General features: G+C 67.9%; 15 protein-coding genes and 1 tRNA gene. 6 read left to right on the top strand and 10 right to left on the bottom strand.

Going from position 1 to position 15,898, the window contains the following annotated elements:
• Positions 1-3: 3 nt before the first annotated feature.
• The 4 genes from murA to ACLD0U_RS05140 all read right to left on the bottom strand — a co-directional run bounded on the left by murA (position 4) and on the right by ACLD0U_RS05140 (position 4,663).
• A complete protein-coding gene (gene murA, locus ACLD0U_RS05155) occupies positions 4-1,368 on the bottom strand; it encodes a UDP-N-acetylglucosamine 1-carboxyvinyltransferase (protein ID WP_179411012.1) in 1,365 nt (454 codons plus the stop codon).
• A gap of 104 nt (positions 1,369-1,472) precedes the next feature.
• Complete coding sequence (gene leuD, locus ACLD0U_RS05150) at positions 1,473-2,069, bottom strand: 3-isopropylmalate dehydratase small subunit (RefSeq protein WP_179411013.1); 597 nt, start codon at positions 2,067-2,069, stop codon at positions 1,473-1,475.
• Positions 2,069-3,496 carry a 3-isopropylmalate dehydratase large subunit gene (gene leuC / locus ACLD0U_RS05145; protein ID WP_224817749.1) on the bottom strand — a complete coding sequence of 476 codons (1,428 nt, stop codon included), beginning with the start codon at positions 3,494-3,496 and terminating at the stop codon, positions 2,069-2,071. Before leuC ends, leuD begins: the two co-directional genes overlap by 1 nt.
• A gap of 177 nt (positions 3,497-3,673) precedes the next feature.
• Positions 3,674-4,663 (bottom strand): TerC family protein, encoded by a 990-nt coding sequence (locus ACLD0U_RS05140; protein WP_179411015.1) that lies wholly within the window; start codon positions 4,661-4,663, stop codon positions 3,674-3,676.
• A 225-nt stretch (positions 4,664-4,888) separates the two neighbouring features.
• Between ACLD0U_RS05140 and ACLD0U_RS05135 the strand changes: the two genes are divergently transcribed.
• The 3 genes from ACLD0U_RS05135 to ACLD0U_RS05125 all read left to right on the top strand — a co-directional run bounded on the left by ACLD0U_RS05135 (position 4,889) and on the right by ACLD0U_RS05125 (position 7,422).
• Positions 4,889-5,443, top strand: coding sequence for an RNA polymerase sigma factor (locus ACLD0U_RS05135; RefSeq protein WP_179411016.1), 555 nt, complete (start codon positions 4,889-4,891; stop codon positions 5,441-5,443).
• Positions 5,440-6,537 (top strand): DUF4349 domain-containing protein, encoded by a 1,098-nt coding sequence (locus ACLD0U_RS05130; protein WP_410340010.1) that lies wholly within the window; start codon positions 5,440-5,442, stop codon positions 6,535-6,537. The genes ACLD0U_RS05135 and ACLD0U_RS05130 overlap by 4 nt, the downstream gene beginning before the upstream one ends.
• Before the next feature lie 78 nt (positions 6,538-6,615).
• Entirely contained in the window at positions 6,616-7,422 is an 807-nt protein-coding gene (locus ACLD0U_RS05125) for an SDR family oxidoreductase (protein ID WP_224817746.1), read from the top strand.
• Positions 7,423-7,473: 51 nt separating this feature from the next.
• Here the strand turns inward: ACLD0U_RS05125 and ACLD0U_RS05120 are convergent.
• Positions 7,474-7,546 (bottom strand) — tRNA-Glu (locus tag ACLD0U_RS05120).
• Positions 7,547-7,700: 154 nt separating this feature from the next.
• On the opposite strand from ACLD0U_RS05120, the gene ACLD0U_RS05115 reads away from it, so the two are divergent.
• Positions 7,701-8,336, top strand: a complete 636-nt coding sequence (locus ACLD0U_RS05115; protein WP_410340009.1) for an MBL fold metallo-hydrolase — start codon at positions 7,701-7,703, stop codon at positions 8,334-8,336.
• Positions 8,337-8,341: 5 nt separating this feature from the next.
• On the opposite strand, the gene pepN is transcribed toward ACLD0U_RS05115, so the two are convergent.
• Positions 8,342-10,819, bottom strand: coding sequence for an aminopeptidase N (gene pepN, locus ACLD0U_RS05110; RefSeq protein WP_410340008.1), 2,478 nt, complete (start codon positions 10,817-10,819; stop codon positions 8,342-8,344).
• Between the two features lie 41 nt (positions 10,820-10,860).
• On the bottom strand, positions 10,861-12,051 hold the full coding sequence (locus ACLD0U_RS05105; RefSeq protein WP_206820617.1) for a trans-sulfuration enzyme family protein: 1,191 nt from the start codon (positions 12,049-12,051) through the stop codon (positions 10,861-10,863).
• Positions 12,052-12,164: 113 nt separating this feature from the next.
• Between ACLD0U_RS05105 and ACLD0U_RS05100 the strand changes: the two genes are divergently transcribed.
• Both ACLD0U_RS05100 and ACLD0U_RS05095 read left to right on the top strand, forming a co-directional pair.
• On the top strand, positions 12,165-12,656 hold the full coding sequence (locus ACLD0U_RS05100) for an Lrp/AsnC family transcriptional regulator (RefSeq protein ID WP_410340007.1): 492 nt from the start codon (positions 12,165-12,167) through the stop codon (positions 12,654-12,656).
• A 39-nt stretch (positions 12,657-12,695) separates the two neighbouring features.
• Positions 12,696-13,175 (top strand): carboxymuconolactone decarboxylase family protein, encoded by a 480-nt coding sequence (locus ACLD0U_RS05095; RefSeq protein WP_206820619.1) that lies wholly within the window; start codon positions 12,696-12,698, stop codon positions 13,173-13,175.
• Positions 13,176-13,187: 12 nt separating this feature from the next.
• On the opposite strand, the gene ACLD0U_RS05090 is transcribed toward ACLD0U_RS05095, so the two are convergent.
• The 3 genes from ACLD0U_RS05090 to ACLD0U_RS05080 form a co-directional block, all read right to left on the bottom strand.
• Positions 13,188-14,183, bottom strand: coding sequence for a pirin family protein (locus ACLD0U_RS05090; RefSeq protein WP_410340006.1), 996 nt, complete (start codon positions 14,181-14,183; stop codon positions 13,188-13,190).
• Between the two features lie 67 nt (positions 14,184-14,250).
• Complete coding sequence (locus tag ACLD0U_RS05085) at positions 14,251-15,123, bottom strand: cytochrome c biogenesis CcdA family protein (protein ID WP_274368865.1); 873 nt, start codon at positions 15,121-15,123, stop codon at positions 14,251-14,253.
• Complete coding sequence (locus ACLD0U_RS05080) at positions 15,120-15,860, bottom strand: thioredoxin domain-containing protein (RefSeq protein ID WP_206820621.1); 741 nt, start codon at positions 15,858-15,860, stop codon at positions 15,120-15,122. The genes ACLD0U_RS05085 and ACLD0U_RS05080 overlap by 4 nt, the downstream gene beginning before the upstream one ends.
• Positions 15,861-15,898 lie beyond the last annotated feature (38 nt).

The following is a 15,898-nucleotide window of genomic DNA, read 5'->3' as shown; positions in this document are numbered from 1 at the left end:
AGATCACCGGACGACGTCGAAGTCCGCGCCCAGCGCCTCGAGCTTGTCGAGGAACTTCTCGTAGCCGCGGCTGAGGATGTCGACGCCGGAGACCTGCGACTCGCCCTCAGCGGTCAGCGCGGCGATGACATGGCTGTACCCGCCGCGCAGGTCGGGCACGACGATGTCGGCCGCGTGCAACGGCGTGGGGCCGGTGATGACCGCAGCCTGCTCCAGCTCACGACGCGGAACGCGACGGGGACCATCCTGCAGACCGTGCGGGTGCACGACGATGTCGGCGCCCATCTTCACGAGTGCCTGTGTGAAGCCGAAGCGGTTCTCGTACACGGTCTCGTGCACGGTGGAACGGCCGTGCGCCTGCGTCAGCGCGACGATCAGCGGCTGCTGCCAGTCGGTCATGAAGCCGGGGTGCACATCGGTCTCGACGATGACCGGCTTGATCTGCCCGTCGCGACGGAACAGGATGCCGTCCTCCTGCACATCGAACCAGCCGCCGGCCTTGCGGAACACATTCAGGAAGGTCAGCATCTCTTGCTGCTTCGCGCCGCCGACGAAGATCTCGCCGTCGGTGGCCAGCGCTGCGGCTGCCCACGAGGCGGCCTCGTTGCGGTCGAAGATGCAGCGGTGGTCGTAGCCGCGCAGGTGCTCGACGCCTTCGATCAGGATCACTCGGTTGGGCTCGTACGAGATGATCGCGCCCATCTTCTGCAGCACGGCGATCAGGTCCATGATCTCGGGCTCGATGGCCGCATTGCGCAGCTCGGTCACGCCCTTGGCACGTACAGCGGTCAGCAGCACCTGCTCGGTGGCGCCGACGCTCGGGTACGGCAGGTGGATGTTCGCGCCCTTGAGCCCGTTGGGAGCCGACAGACGGATACCGTTGGGCTCCTTCTCGACGACGGCGCCGAACTTGCGCAGCGCATCGAGGTGGAAGTCGATCGGACGATCACCGATGCGGCAACCTCCGAGGTCGGGGATGAACGCCTGACCGAGACGGTGCAGCAGCGGGCCGCAGAAGAGGATCGGGATGCGGGAGGCCCCGGCATGCGCGTCGATCTCTTCGTAGTGAGCGGACTCGACCGCACTCGGGTCGAGCACGATCGCACCGGGCTCGTCACCCTCGGTGACGGTCACTCCGTGCACCTCGAGCAGAGACCGCACCACGGCGACATCGCTGAGATCCGGCACATCACGCAGCGTGCTGGCGGTCTCGCCGAGCAGCGTCGCCACCATCGCCTTGGTGGCGAGGTTCTTCGCGCCCTTCACGTCGACCCGGCCGCGCAGCGGCCTGCCTCCTCGGATCGCGAGCACGGATGCGGTGGGAACCGTGGTCGGCTCAACTGCTGCTTCGTGCGCGGATGTCGTCATTCGGGCCTCTTCTTCGTCTGAGCAGACGCAGCGGTCGCCGCGTCCGGTTTGATCACGGCGGATGCCGCGGGGGCTTGTGACCCCCGGCCCACCCCGCTCCTCGTCTATCGGACGGGGAGCGTGCGTGGCCGCCACGACGCGCGGCGGGCCTCGAACTGAGCGATCTTGTCTTCGTTGCGCAGCGTGAGCCCGATGTCATCGAGCCCTTCGAGGAGCCGCCATCTAGTGTAATCGTCGATGCCGATGGAGGCCTGGAAGCCCCCGATCGTGGCGGTGCGCGCTTCGAGGTCGACCGTGATCTCACGACCGGGCTCCTCATCGATCAGCGCCCAGATGCGCTCGATATCCGCGTCATCGACAGTGGCGGCGAGCAGCCCCTGCTTTCCGGCGTTGCCGCGGAAGATGTCAGCGAACCGCGGGCTGAGCACGACCTTGAAACCGTAATCGCGCAGCGCCCACACGGCGTGCTCGCGGCTGGACCCGGTGCCGAAGTCCGGACCGGCGACGAGCACCGATGCCTGCTGGAAGGGCTGCTGGTTGAGCACGAACTCGGGGTCCTGGCGCCAGGCGTGGAACAGAGCGTCGTCGAAACCGGTCTTGGTGACCCGCTTGAGGAACACCGCCGGGATGATCTGGTCGGTGTCGACGTTGGAGCGCTTCAGGGGCGCTGCCACTCCGGTGTGCGTGGTGAACTTCTCCATCAGTTGCTCCCCTCCAGGTCTGCGGGACTCGACAATGTGCCTCGGACGGCGGTCGCGGCGGCGACCAGCGGCGACACGAGGTGGGTGCGCCCACCCTTGCCCTGGCGCCCCTCGAAGTTGCGGTTGGATGTCGACGCGCAGCGCTCGCCCGGCTCCAGCTGGTCGGGGTTCATCCCCAGGCACATCGAGCACCCGGCGAAGCGCCATTCGGCGCCGAACTCCTCGACGATCCGGTCGATGCCCTCAGCCTCGGCCTCCAGGCGCACGCGGGCCGAGCCCGGCACGACCATGACGCGCACACCGTCAGCCTTCTTCTTGCCCTTGATGACCGAGGCGAATGCGCGCAGGTCCTCGATCCGGCTGTTCGTGCACGACCCCATGAAGACCGCGTCGACCTTGACCTCCTTCAACGGAGTGCCCGGAGTGAGGTCCATGTACTCGAGCGCCCGCTCGGCGGCGGCGCGCTCGTTGGCATCCGAGATCGCGGCCGGGTCGGGAACCGCAGCCGACAGCGAACTGCCCTGACCGGGATTCGTTCCCCACGTCACGAACGGCTCCAGCTCGTTCGCGTCGATGAACACCTCGGCGTCGAAGACGGCACCCTCGTCGGTCGGCAGAGTGCGCCAGTACGCGACCGCGTCCTCCCAGTCCTGGCCCTGCGGCGCGTGCGGCTTGTCCTTGACGTATGCGAACGTCGTCTCGTCGGGGGCGACCATGCCGGCACGGGCGCCGGCCTCGATCGACATGTTGCAGATCGTCATGCGCCCCTCCATGGAGAGGGCGCGGATCGCGCTGCCGCGGAACTCGAGCACGTAGCCCTGACCGCCGCCCGTGCCGATCTTGGCGATGACGGCGAGGATGATGTCTTTTGCCGTGACGCCGGGGCGCAGCTCGCCCTCGACGGTGATCGCCATGGTCTTGAACGGCTTCAGCGGCAGCGTCTGCGTGGCCATGACGTGCTCGACCTCGCTGGTGCCGATTCCGAAGGCCATGGCGCCGAACGCCCCGTGCGTCGATGTGTGCGAGTCACCGCACACCACGGTGACACCGGGCATCGTCAGCCCCAGCTGCGGACCGACCACGTGCACGATGCCCTGCTCGGCGTCGCCCAGCGAATGCAGGCGCACACCGAACTCCTCCGCATTGCGGCGCAGCGTCTCGATCTGCGTGCGACTGGTGAGGTCGGCGATCGGCTTGTCGATGTTCAGCGTCGGCGTGTTGTGATCCTCGGTGGCGATGGTCAGATCCCGCCGCCGCAGGGGCCGCCCCTCGGTGCGCAGGCCGTCGAACGCCTGCGGGCTGGTGACCTCATGCAGCAGGTGCAGGTCGATGTAGATCAGATCGGGCTCGCCGTTCTCGCCCTGTACGACGAGGTGATCGTCCCAGACTTTCTGCGCGAGAGTCCTGGGCTGCGTAATGCTGGTCATGCGGTGTGTTCCTTCTGGCTCGATGGGTCGGCCCGCATTGAACGCCGCGACGAGGAAGGCCTGGATCAGATCCCGTCGCGGCTGCTAAGAAGAAGAACCACCCGCCGCATGCCGGTCAGTTTACACGGCGGCGACGGGTGGTTCTGCGCGTATGTCAGCGGGCCCGAGCGGGAACGATCAGCGCTTCAACGCTGCGCGCTTCTCACGGTTCGATGCGATCAGGCTCGCGATCGTGGCGACGGCCATCGACGAGATGATCACACCGAGCGAGACCCAGTTGCTGATCTCAGGTGCCCAGGCGATCGACTCGCCGCCGTTGATGAACGGCAACTCGTTCTCGTGCATGGCGTGCAGGATCAGCTTGATACCGATGAAGCCGAGGATGAAGGCGACGCCGTAGTGCAGGTACTTGAGCTTCTCGAGCAGGTCGCCGAGCAGGAAGTACAGCTGGCGCAGACCCATCAGCGCAAACAGGTTCGCCGTGAACACGATGAACGGGTCGGTGGTGACACCGAAGATGGCGGGGATCGAGTCGACGGCGAACATCAGGTCGGTGATGCCGAGTGAGACGAAGACGATCAGCATCGGCGTCCACATCTTCTTGCCGTTGACGACGGTGCGCAGCTTGGGTCCGTCGTACTCGTCGCTGATCGGGATGACGCGGCGCACCATGCGCACGATGAAGCCCTCGGTCTGCTGATCGTTGTCGTGCTTCTCGGGCAGCGCCTGCCGCACCGCCGTGAACACGAGGAACGCACCGAAGATGTAGAAGATCGGGCTGAGGTGCTCGACGGCGGCACCGACGATGATGATGAAGATCGCGCGGAGCACCAGCGCGATGATGATGCCCACCATCAGCGCCTCCTGCTGATAGCGACGCGGCACCGAGAACTGCGTCATGATCAGCACGAACACGAAGAGGTTGTCGATGGAGAGGCTGTATTCCATCGCCCAGCCGGTGAGGAAGTCCAGTGAGGTCTTCGAATCACCGATGAAGTAGAGCACGCCCGCGAAGATCAGCGCGAGCGAGACGTAGAACGCCACCCACAAGCTCGATTCCTTGGTCGAGGGGATGTGGGGGCGCTTGAGAATCAGCAGCAGGTCGGCGATGAGGATCACCGTCAGGACCACCAGGGCGGTGATCTCGAACCAGACAGGAATGGTCAAGGTCGAAGTGCCTTTCGAAAGGGTATGGCGTGAGCCGAAAGTCTCTCCCCGCACGATGTGCGTCGCGCGGCCGGAGCAGCTTTGATGGTGCTCGTGATGACGATCCGCGCGAAGACGGGATACTCCCTTTCGCTCGAACGATCGTACCCGAGTCTGAGACGATGAGTGCGCCGATGACACTCAGTCAGTGAGAGACAGTTCTGCACGACGACGATCGGATGGGATATGCCGGGCACCGACGACCGCGACCTGGCGGCACGAGCCGCATCCGGCGACCAGGACGCCTTCCGCGCGATCTTCCGCACCCATGTCAAGCCGGTGTACTGGATCGCGCACGGCATCCTCGGATCGCCGGCGGATGCTGAGGACGTCACCCAGGAGACGTTCGTGGTGGCGTGGCGCCGGTTGCCCGGGCTGGAGCTGGTCAACGACTCGCTGCTGCCCTGGTTGGCGACCATCTGCCGGTTCCAGGCCGCCAATCGCCTGCGCGTGCTGCGCCGGGATCGGCGGAACACCGCGGATGCCGTCGATGAGACGGTCGCCGACACCGTGAGCGTCGAGGATCAGGTCATCACCGCGACGCTCGCAGAGCGCATCGCCACGGAGGTGAACCTGCTCGATGACGTGGATCGCAAGATCTTCGCGCTGTGCGCCGTCGAGGGCTACAGCTATCAGGCGGCCGCCGAGCAGCTCGGTGTCAGCCATGCCGTCGTGCGCAACCGTCTCTCCCGAGTCCGCACGCGCCTGCGCGGTGCTGCGGGGGAAGTGAGAGACGCATGAACGACAACGACAACCCGACGCTTCCGCCCCTGAGCGACGCCGGTATCGCGCGCATCGAGCACGAGGTGTTCGCTCAGGTCGCCGATGAGCCGCGCGAGGCGCCCGCACCGCGGACGGACATGGATCGCGCGCGTCGACGCCGTCGCCGCTGGGTGACCGGCGTCTCCATCGCCGCGGCGTTCGTCGGTGGCATCCTGATCGCTCCCCCGTTGCTCACCGCCGTCTCGCCATTGGCGGTCAACGAATCCATGTCTGATGATGCGGGCTGGCAGGAAGGACCGGTTGCGGCGACCGACGAGATGGTGGCGTCGGATGCCGCCATGGAGTCCATGGACTCCGCGGCGGGGTCGGCTGACATGGCGACGGACGGCCGCGAGATCATCTCGATGGCCGATATCGGCCTGCAGGTGACCGATGTCGGCGCGTCGGTGGAATCGATCGGTGCGCTGGCGGCTGAGTACGGTGGGTACGTCGAGGCGACGGATGTCGGGATGTCGCCGGATGCTGCCATGACCGAGCCGGGAATGCCGAGCTTCGGCGGGAACGGCTGGATCAGCATCCGCGTTCCCGCCGAGGACCTCACCGCCGTCATGGAGGCTCTGGGTGATGAGGGCGAGGTGCTGCGCTCGTCGGTGTCGCGGCAGGACGTGACTTCGGTGGTCGTCGACCTGCAGGCCAGGGCGGATGCCGCTCGCGCCTCGGTCGAGCGTCTCACCGAGCTGATGGCGCAGTCCGGTTCGGTGGGCGATCTGATCGCTGCGGAGTCCGCGCTCAGCGAGCGCCAGGCGCAGCTGGAGAGCTATGAGCAGCAGCTGAAGGGTCTCGATGAGCAGGTGACGATGGCCACGGTGTCGATCTCGCTGACCGAGACGCCCCGGACGACCGCTGACCCGGCTGGATTCGTGGACGGTCTGATCGCCGGCTGGAACGGCCTGATCGTCTCGCTCAACGCGATCGTGGTGGCATTCGGCTTCATCCTGCCGTGGCTGGCGATCGTCGGCGTGGCGGGCCTGCTGATCTGGTGGGTGCTGCGGCGTCGGCGGACTCGCGCGGCGACCGGCGAGAAGGCAGAGACCGCAACCGAGTCCGCGTGATGCGACGCCCCGCCGCGTTTTCACGCGGCGGGGCGCGCGACCCTATCCCCCGGGCGCGCGCTTCGGTAGCGTTCCCCCATGGCAGCGCAGCTCTTCTCGCCACGGCGGGCGATCGTGACAGCATCCGACTCGGGCATCGGCGCGGCGACGGCCATCGCCCTCGCCGACGCGGGCATGGATGTCGGCATCACGTGGCACAGCGACGAGACCGGGGCGCAGCGGACCGCGGCGGCGGTGCGAGAGCGCGGCCGCCGCGCGGCCGTGTCACGCTTCGACGCGACCGATCTCGACCGGGTCGCGGGAGTGATCGACGGACTGGCCGATGAACTCGGCGGACTCGATGTGTTCGTCAACAACGCCGGCGCGAGCGTGCGCAGACCGGTGCTCGACGTGCCTCTCGCAGAATGGCGGCACACGATCGCGTTGAACCTCGATGGTGCCTTCGCGGGCTTGCAGGCAGCCGCACGTGGCATGGTCACGGCCGGTCGTGGCGGGCGGCTGATCGCTGTGACGAGTGTGCATGCGCAGCAGCCGCGTGTCGGCCTGTCGGCGTACATCGCCGCCAAGCACGGCCTGTCGGGGTTGATCAAGAACCTCGCGCAAGAGCTGGGCGCGCACGGCATCACGGCGAATGCGGTCGCGCCCGGCGAGATCGCCACACCCGCGACCGGCATGACGTCGGCCGATGCCGACCGCACGCACCGCCCCGGCGTTCCCCTGGGGCGACCGGGCAAGGCCGAGGAGGTCGCTGCGGTCGTCGCGTTCCTGGCCTCACCCGAAGCGTCGTACGTCACGGGTGCCGAGTGGGTCGTGGACGGCGGGATGCTGCAGATGGGCCCGCAGGGCGGCTCGCACCTTCTCGACGACGCCTGGCGCCGCGGCTGATCCGGATACGAAGAAAGCCCCCCGATGAATCGGGGGGCTTTCTTCGTGTTGTGACCCCAGCGGGATTCGAACCCGCGTTACCGCCGTGAGAGGGCGGCGTACTAGGCCGCTATACGATGGGGCCGTCCCGGCCCGTTTTTTCCGGGCCGTTCCTGCAACTGTTCAAGTATGACACGACGATTCCAGGCGATCCAAATCGGGGCCCTAATACCGTGCATCGCGGGCGTGTCGCACTGATGAACCTTGCCTGTCGAAGCGACTCGGAGTTGACTGCGGGCATGCGCATCACCAGACACGAGCACGCCGCGCTGCGCTTGGAGCACGACGGCCAGACCCTGCTGATCGACCCGGGAGCATTCACCGCTCCCCTGGACGGCCTGTCGGATGTCGTCGGCGTCGTCATCACTCATGAGCACCCGGATCATTGGACTGCGGTGCACCTGGATCGGATCCTGCAGGCGGCTCCCGGCACGCCGATCTTCAGCACGGCAGCCGTCGCCGCGGCCGCCGACCACCTCGTGACGACTGTTGCCCCCGGTCAGACGTACGCGGTCGGCGCGTTCTCGTTGCGCTTCTTCGGAGGGGAGCACGCGGTGATCCACTCGTCGCTCCCCACGATCGAGAACCTTGGGGTGCTCGTCAACGACACGTTCTACTATCCCGGCGACTCGTACGCTCTCCCCGACGACGTCGCCGTCGATATGCTCGCCGCACCCCTCGGAGCGCCCTGGCTCAAGATCGGCGAGGCAATGGACTTCGTGCTCGCTGTCGCTCCCCGGCGCTGCTTCGGCACCCATGACATGACGCTGTCGCCGATCGGGCGCAACATGCACCGCGAGAGACTGCGATGGGCCACCGAGCAGCACAACGGGGAGTTCTACGACCTCGATCCCGGGATGTCCGTCGACGCCTGACGACGCTACTGCGCGGCGCGCACGCGCAGATCGCGCGCGAGGCCGTCGCGCTGCTCGATCACGAGACGCCGCAGTGATGCCGGCGCCGCCGGGTGAGCCTCGAGCCACGCGTCGACGTCGTCGAGCGAGTCAGCCGCCGGGAACAGACCGATCACGAGACGCCGCGCGATCTCGATGCTGCGCTCCTGCCAGGCCGTCAGGATGCGCTCGAAGTAGCCGGCATCGAGCGCGCTGACAAGGTCGCGTCGGCCGCCCGCCTGCACCCCGTCGATCGTGGCGCTCAAGTGATCGTTGCTGAGCTCGTGGTCCTCCCACGCGGAGTGCCATGCGGCGGTGCGCGACTCGATGACAGGCTTCGACCACAGCGCGCGGATCGATGCCGTTCGGCCGCTCGCGGTGTCGTCTCGCTCGAGTTCGGCTTCGATCTCCTCCCCCGCCGCGTTGCCCGTCGTGCTCAGCGCTGTCAGCAGCGCCCAGCGCAGGTCCGGATCGACCGGCAGCCCCTCGGGTGCGTCACCGTCGAGGATGGCCCTGACCTGCGCGGCACGGGCGTCGTCGTACGCAGACGCCGAGGCGAAAGCCCGCGCCCAGGACTGCTGTGCGTCGCTTGCCGGATCTGCCGCGGTGAGAGCCTCCCACGTCGTGTCGAGCCATTCCCGACGCTGCTGAGGGCGCCGCGCGTCCGGCACGTAGTGGCCGATAGCGTAGGCAGTGTTGGCGAGTACGCCGGCGAGAAGGCCACCGTTGTGCTCCGCCGGCGCGTGCGCAGCGACGATCCGCAGATACCGTTCAACGGAAAGCTCGCCGTCGCGTGCGGCGTTCCACAGCGACGACCACACGAGCGCCCGCGGCAACGGTTCGAGCGTCGAGAGCGCCTGTTCGACAGCATCCAACGAACGCTCGTCGAGCCGCGCCTTCGCGTACGTGAGGTCGTCGTCGTTGAGCAGCACCAGGTCAGCGTTCGGGAAGCTCACGGGCGTGGACTCGTCGACGATGTCAAGCTCGACGATCTCGCGGCGCGTGAGCCGCCCCTCGACGAGGTCGTAGAGTCCGACGCGAAGACGATGCGGGCGCGGGTCGCTCTGCACGAGCACCCGCGAACCGTCGACAGCGGTCTCCAACCAGAGGGTCGACACTCCGCTGGTCTGCAACCACGCACGCGACCAGCTGCGCACGTCGCGACCCGAGACCTCCTCCAGCTGCACGAGCAGGTCCTCGAGCGTTGTGTTGCCGAAGGCGTGCGCGGCGAAGTAGCGGCGCGCCCCCTCGAAGAAGTGCTCTTCGCCGACGAATGCCACGAGCTGCTTGAGCACCGAGGCGCCCTTGGCGTACGTGATGCCATCGAAGTTGAGCTTCGCGGCCTCGAGGTCGGTGATATCAGCGACGATAGGATGCGTCGTGGGCAGCTGATCCTGCTGGTAGGCCCAGGCCTTGCGGTTGGCGGCGAAGCGCACCCAGGCATCGTCGTACCGCGTCGCGGCGGCCGATGCGTGTGCCCCCATGTAGTCGGCGAACGACTCTTTGAGCCACAGGTCGTCCCACCACCGCATGGTCACGAGGTCGCCGAACCACATGTGCGCCATCTCATGCAGGATCGTGTTCGCGCGACCACCGCGCTGTGCGTCGGTGGGTGCGCCGCGGTGGATGTAGGCCTCGGTGAACGTCACCAGCCCGGGGTTCTCCATGGCGCCGAGGTTGTACTCGGGTACGAAGATCTGGTCGTACTTGCCCCACGGGTAGGGGTAGGCGAACGCATCCGTGAAGAAATCAAGACCCTGCTGGGTGACCTCGATCACGTCGTCGGACTCGAGGTGTTCGAGCAGCGATGCGCGGCACAGCACGCCGAGCGCGATGCGCTGCTCGCCACGGGTCCACTCCGCGTCGATCCGCGCGTACGGACCGGCGGCGACCGAGGTGATGTAGCTGGAGATGGGGAGTGTCGGTGCGAACTCGACGCTCTGCACCCCGATGCCCTCGGTCACGGTCACCGGAGACTGGTTCGACAGCACCTGCCACCCGGCGGGAGCCGACACCTCGAACGTGAAGGCGGCCTTCATGTCGGGCTGCTCGAAGCAGGCCATCACCCGGCGCGAGTCGGCCGGCTCGTACTGCGTGTACAGGTAGGTCTGGCCGTCGACGGGGTCCTGAAAGCGGTGCATGCCCTCGCCGGAGCGACTGTACGTCGCGACCGCCTCGACGCGCACCGTGTTGCTGTCTGCCAGTCCGTCGACCTCGATGCGCGCACCGTCGTACCGCACCTCGCGCTGCTCGCCGTTGACCGTGACCGAGGTGACCGCTTCACCGATGAAGTCGAGCCAGGTCGAGTTCTCTCGGGCGTCGAAAGTCAGGGTCGTCACGGTCGGGAATCCGGTTCGCGCCTGTTCGGGCGCGCCGGTGAGGTCGAGTTCGACGCGCACCTCCCGCAGCGTGATCGACGCTGCGCGGTGGGCGGTCTCTTCCCTGGTGAGGTTGGCGGAGCTCATGCATCCATCGTGTCACGTCGCGGAACGCGCCACGGTCGCGCTCAGACGGCGGCGACCGCGGGCGCCTTGACGAGCGCCTGTTCGAGGTCGGCGATCAGATCGTCGACGTTCTCGAGCCCGATCGACAGGCGCACGATGTCGGCACCGGGCCGCGCCTCGGGCGCGACGGGTCGGTGCGTGAGCGCCGCCGGATGCTGGATGAGAGAGTCGACGCCACCGAGCGAGACGGCGTGCGTGAACAGGCGCACAGCGCCGGTGACCGCCTCGGCCGCCGCGTATCCACCGGCGAGCCGGATGGCGACCATGGCGCCGCCGCCGCGCATCTGACGGCCGATCAGGCCGCGCGTGTCGTCGAACTCGGGGTAGCGCACCTCGAGAACGGCCGGGTTGTCTTTGAGGCGCAGGGCGATCGCACGGGCCGCGGCCTGCTGGGTCTGCATGCGCACGGGCAGGGTGGGCAGTCCGCGGTGCAGCAGGTAGGCCCCCAGCGGATGCAGCAGCGCTCCGGTGATGGCACGGACCCGGCGGAGCGCCGCGGCCGTCTCTTCAGAGCACGCGATGACGCCCGCGATCACGTCGCCGTGACCACCGATGTACTTGGTGGCGCTGTGCAGCGACATCGCCGCCCCCAGATCGAGCGGATTCTGCAGCAGCGGTGTGGCGAAGGTGTTATCGACCATCACCGGCACGTCGCCCGCCTGGGCGACGACGGCGGCGATATCGGCGAGTTCCAGTGTGGGGTTGGCGGGTGTCTCGAGCACGACCAGACCCGTCTCGGGGCGGATGCTGGCGGCGACGGCGTTCTCATCGCAGAACGTCACTTCAGCACCGAGCAGTCCGGTGGCCAGCAGGTGGTCGGTGCCGCCGTAGAGCGGGCGCACCGCCACGATGTGACTCTTACCCGCACCCGTGGTGTGCGCCAGCACGGCCGCCGTGGTTGCGGCCATGCCCGAAGCGAACGCGACAGACGCCTCGGCGTGCTCCAGTTCGGCCAGCGCCTCTTCGAACCGTGCGACGGTCGGGTTCCACAGTCGCGCGTAGACGTTGCCGCCGTCAGGCAGCGGATGCCCGCCGTTCGCCATCGACTCGTACGAGTCGCCGCCGTGCAGGATGTCGGGCAGCGGGTTGGTCGACGACAGGTCGATGGGCGCGGCGTGCACGCCCAGGGCGCCGAAGTCGGAGCGTCCGGCGTGGACGGCGATGGTGTCGGGATGCAGCGGCTGGTCGGACATGACCCTATGGTGCGCCGTTTCGACAGTCCTTTCCAGATGGGTTGTCGAGGGAGGCGTAAGCTGGCGCTGATCTTGCTCGTTGAGCAACCAGCCATCCGGATGGGGAGTCGAACTTGGTCACAGCACAGCGGCCGGACAGCGGTGTCGACGCGCTCGACCTGCGCATCCTCGGCGCCCTCGTCGAACATCCCGAAGCCTCGGTGAAGGAACTCGCCGCGATCGTCGGCATTCCGGCATCCACATGCGCGTTCCGGCTGCGCACGCTGCGCGCGCGGGGCGTGGTCTCGCCGTCGCGGCCGCACATCGATCCGGCCGCCGTGGGCGCGCCGGTACAGGCGATGATCCGTGTGCGGCTCGGCAACCACAACAAGATCGGTGTCGAGGCGCTGTTCGACGCACTCACAGCGACGACGGGCGTGCTGCAGGTGTTTCACATCGCGGGTGCGGACGACTTCATCGTGCACGTGGCGGTGTCGGATGCCGCCGCGCTGCGCGACATCGTGCTCGAGCGGATCACCGTGCACGACGTCGTGCGCGCGACCGAGACACAACTGGTGTTCGAGTTGCGCGAAGGCGCCGGAGTCGTGCCGCGGCCCGGAATGTGATCGGATGCTGTTGACCCCCTCATGATTCAAGGAGAGAGCATGCGCCCGTACCTCGACAAGGCGTCCCCCGCGGCCTGGAAGGCAGCATCCGCGTATTCGGCGGCCATCGCCGAGGAGGCGGAGCGGCTGGGGCTGACCCTGCAGGAGGCCGAGCTGATCAAAGTGCGGGTCTCACAGCTCAACGCCTGCGCGTTCTGCCTCGATCTGCACTCGCGAGAAGCACGCAGCGCCGGCATCGTGCAGCAGCGCCTCGATCTGCTGCCCGCGTGGCGCGAGTCGGCGCTGTACTCCGAGCGTGAGCGCGCTGTGCTCGCGGTCGCCGAGGCGGCCACGCGCCTGCCGTTGAGCGAAGAGCTCAAGGCCGACCTCTCGGGCGCGCAGCACACGCTGGGCGACGAGTCGTTCGTCGCCGCCGAGTGGGTGGCGCTGACGATCAACATGTTCAACCGCGTATCGATCCTCAGCGAGCACCCGGTGCGTCCGCGCGATGCCGGTGGCGAGCCGATCACCCGGTCGTAGCCGGGTCGTGCCTCACGAGCGGGGTCGCAACCGTACGGTGGGGAGCGCCGGTGCCGGCAGCGGAGGTCGCTGTCCGTCGGCGAATGGTCCGAACAGCGAGGGCTTACCGGCATCCTGCGGGTCGACGGGGTCGAAGCCCAGTTCGGCCTGATACCGCCGACGGTACTCGGCGATCTCGTCGTGGCTGCGGCCCACGAAGTTCCACCACATCACGATCTGTTCCCCCAGCGGTACTCCGCCCAGCAGGATCGCCCGCGCGCCGTCCCGGCCCGCTGTGATGCGCAGCGTGTCTGCGCCGACCGGTGCATAGCCGAGCGAGCGATGAGCGACGGCGGTGCCGTTCAGGGTGATATCACCCGTCTCGGCGAGCACCGCGTGTTCGAAGTCACGGCGCGCGCTCAGCGTCACCTCGGCGTGTGGTGCGAGCACCAGTTCGGCGCCAAGCAGGTCGGGGGTGCGGGTATCGACTGGCGAGGTGGAACCGGCCAGGCTGCCGATGAACACGCGCACCGTCGCTCCGGGCAGTTCGACGGGCGGCGGCGCATAGTGCGTGAAGTGGTGCGGGGTGAACCGGGTGGCGTCGGGCAGTGCGTACCAGAGCTGCACACCGTGCAGCACATCCGTGTCGGGCGCGCTGATCTCTTGGTGGGTGATGCCCTGCCCCGCGATCATCAGATTCAGCTCACCCGGCAGCACCGCGGCGGACACACCGCTGGAGTCGAGATGGTCGATACGACCGGTGAACAGCCATGAAACGGTCGCCAGGCCGGTGTGCGGATGCCTGGGAACCACCATGCCGCCCGTGCGGGCCACGTCATCGGGCCCGTAATGATCGAGAAAGCACCAGGCCCCCACGAGGGAACGCTGCCGCTGCGGGAGCGTGCGGAACACCGTCATCGCACGGGGCCCGCCGAGCGGCACCTCGCGGGGCGTCAGCACCTCGACCTCGGTGCACGGCTCCCCCGCTGTGAGTACGGCCGGTTGCGGGTCCTGCTCGGGATTGGTCACCGGCGGCCTCCTCGATCTGCTGACGCCTGCGGTCAGCGTACCTCTCGTGGCGCGAGCCGCGGCAGGCTCATGGTGACGGCGGGTCGACGTGCGCGACGCTCTCGGCGGCATCCGTCCGATCGCCGCGCCCACGCAACAGGACGACGGCGGTGACCGAGGCGAGCACGACCAGCGCGCCGATCGCGAACCACCAGTCGGGGATGCTCGCCGCCATCGTCGATACGGACGACTCCAGCGCGAACTGGGTGTCGATGCCGACCAGTCCGCCGAGGTTGGCCGTGCCGTCGGTGAACAGCAGCAAGGCGCCCAGCGCGATCGACAGCGCTCCGGTGATGATCATGGTCCACGAGTTGCGCCACCTGCCGATGCGCAGCTCGCGCGGGCGCATCCAGGTCATCGCCTTCGCCCCGAACCGGCGCCACAGCAGCGCCAGGATCAGCAACGGCAGCACCATTCCGAGCGCATACACGGCAAGCAGCACGGCGCCGTAGACGGGCGAGCCACCGAGAGAGGCGATCAGCAGGACGGATCCGAGGATCGGCCCGGTGCACACGCCCGCGACCGCATACACGGCACCGAGCAGGAACACCGAGACCGCCGAGGTGCTGTCCTCTCCCCCGCGCCGCGAACGAGAGATCCCAGGTACGGGCACCCCCAGCAGCTGCACGAGACCGACCACGATCACCAGCACCGCCACCGTCGTGATCAACGCGCCGCGGTTCTCACCCAGCAGTGACCCGAACAGGCCCGAGAACACCCCGAGCGGGATCAGCGTGACCAGCAGCCCGAGAAAGAACACGCCGGTGCGCGAGATCAACTTCGTGGGCGAGGTGAAGGCGTAGGCGAAGAACGCGGGCAGCAGCATGACCGAGCACGGACTGAGCAATGAGAGGATGCCACCGAGAAACGCGCCGATGTAGCCGATGTCCACGGCGATCACTCCCCGACGCGTGCGAGTTCGCCGTCGATGACCTGGCGGAACACGTCGATGGGCTGGGCGCCCATCACGGGCGTCTGGCCGATCAGGAACGCCGGTGTGCTCTGCACACCGATGGCCTGGGCCTCTTGCGCATCGGCTGCGACGGCCTGCTGCAGCGCCGGGTCGTCGAGCGCCGTCTCGAATGCCGCCACGTCGGGCACACCGACCTCATCGGCGAGTGCGAGCAGCTGCTCGCGGGGCAGGTCTTTGCGCGAGTCGCCCTGGAACGCGTAGACGGCGTGGTGGTACTCCCAGAACAGGCCCTGCTGGCCGGCGGCACGGGCGGCGACGGCGGCGTTGAACGAGTCCTCGCCGAACAGCGGGACGTCGCGCCACTCGATGCGCAGCTTGCCGGTGTCGATGTAGTCGGCGACGAGCTGGGGCATGGTGTCGAGCGCGAACACACCGCAGTAGGGGCACCGGTAGTCGGCGTACTCGATCATCACGACCGGTGCGTCCACGGCGCCGAGTGCCGCCACGTCGCCATCGATGCGACGCGAGAGGTCGGGCACCCGGGGTGCTTCACTCTCTTCGGCTGATGGGGTCTGCTGGCCCGTCGGCGCCGTTGCGGTGGCATCGGGCTCTTCCTGACCCGGCCGGGTCAGTGAGGCGATCAGCAGCACGGCGATCAGCGCGACGCCCGCGAGGGCGATGATCAGAATCCGACGGCGGTTCCGCGGTGCGCGGGCGGTGGTCACGACAGCATCCTCCAGGGTTCGGATCAACCCTATCGGCG

The sequence above is a fragment of the Microbacterium sp. 2216-1 genome (assembly GCF_046507855.1).
Classification (GTDB): Bacteria; Actinomycetota; Actinomycetes; order Actinomycetales; family Microbacteriaceae; genus Microbacterium; species Microbacterium esteraromaticum_C.
This window is presented reverse-complemented; position numbering and strand designations above follow the sequence as displayed.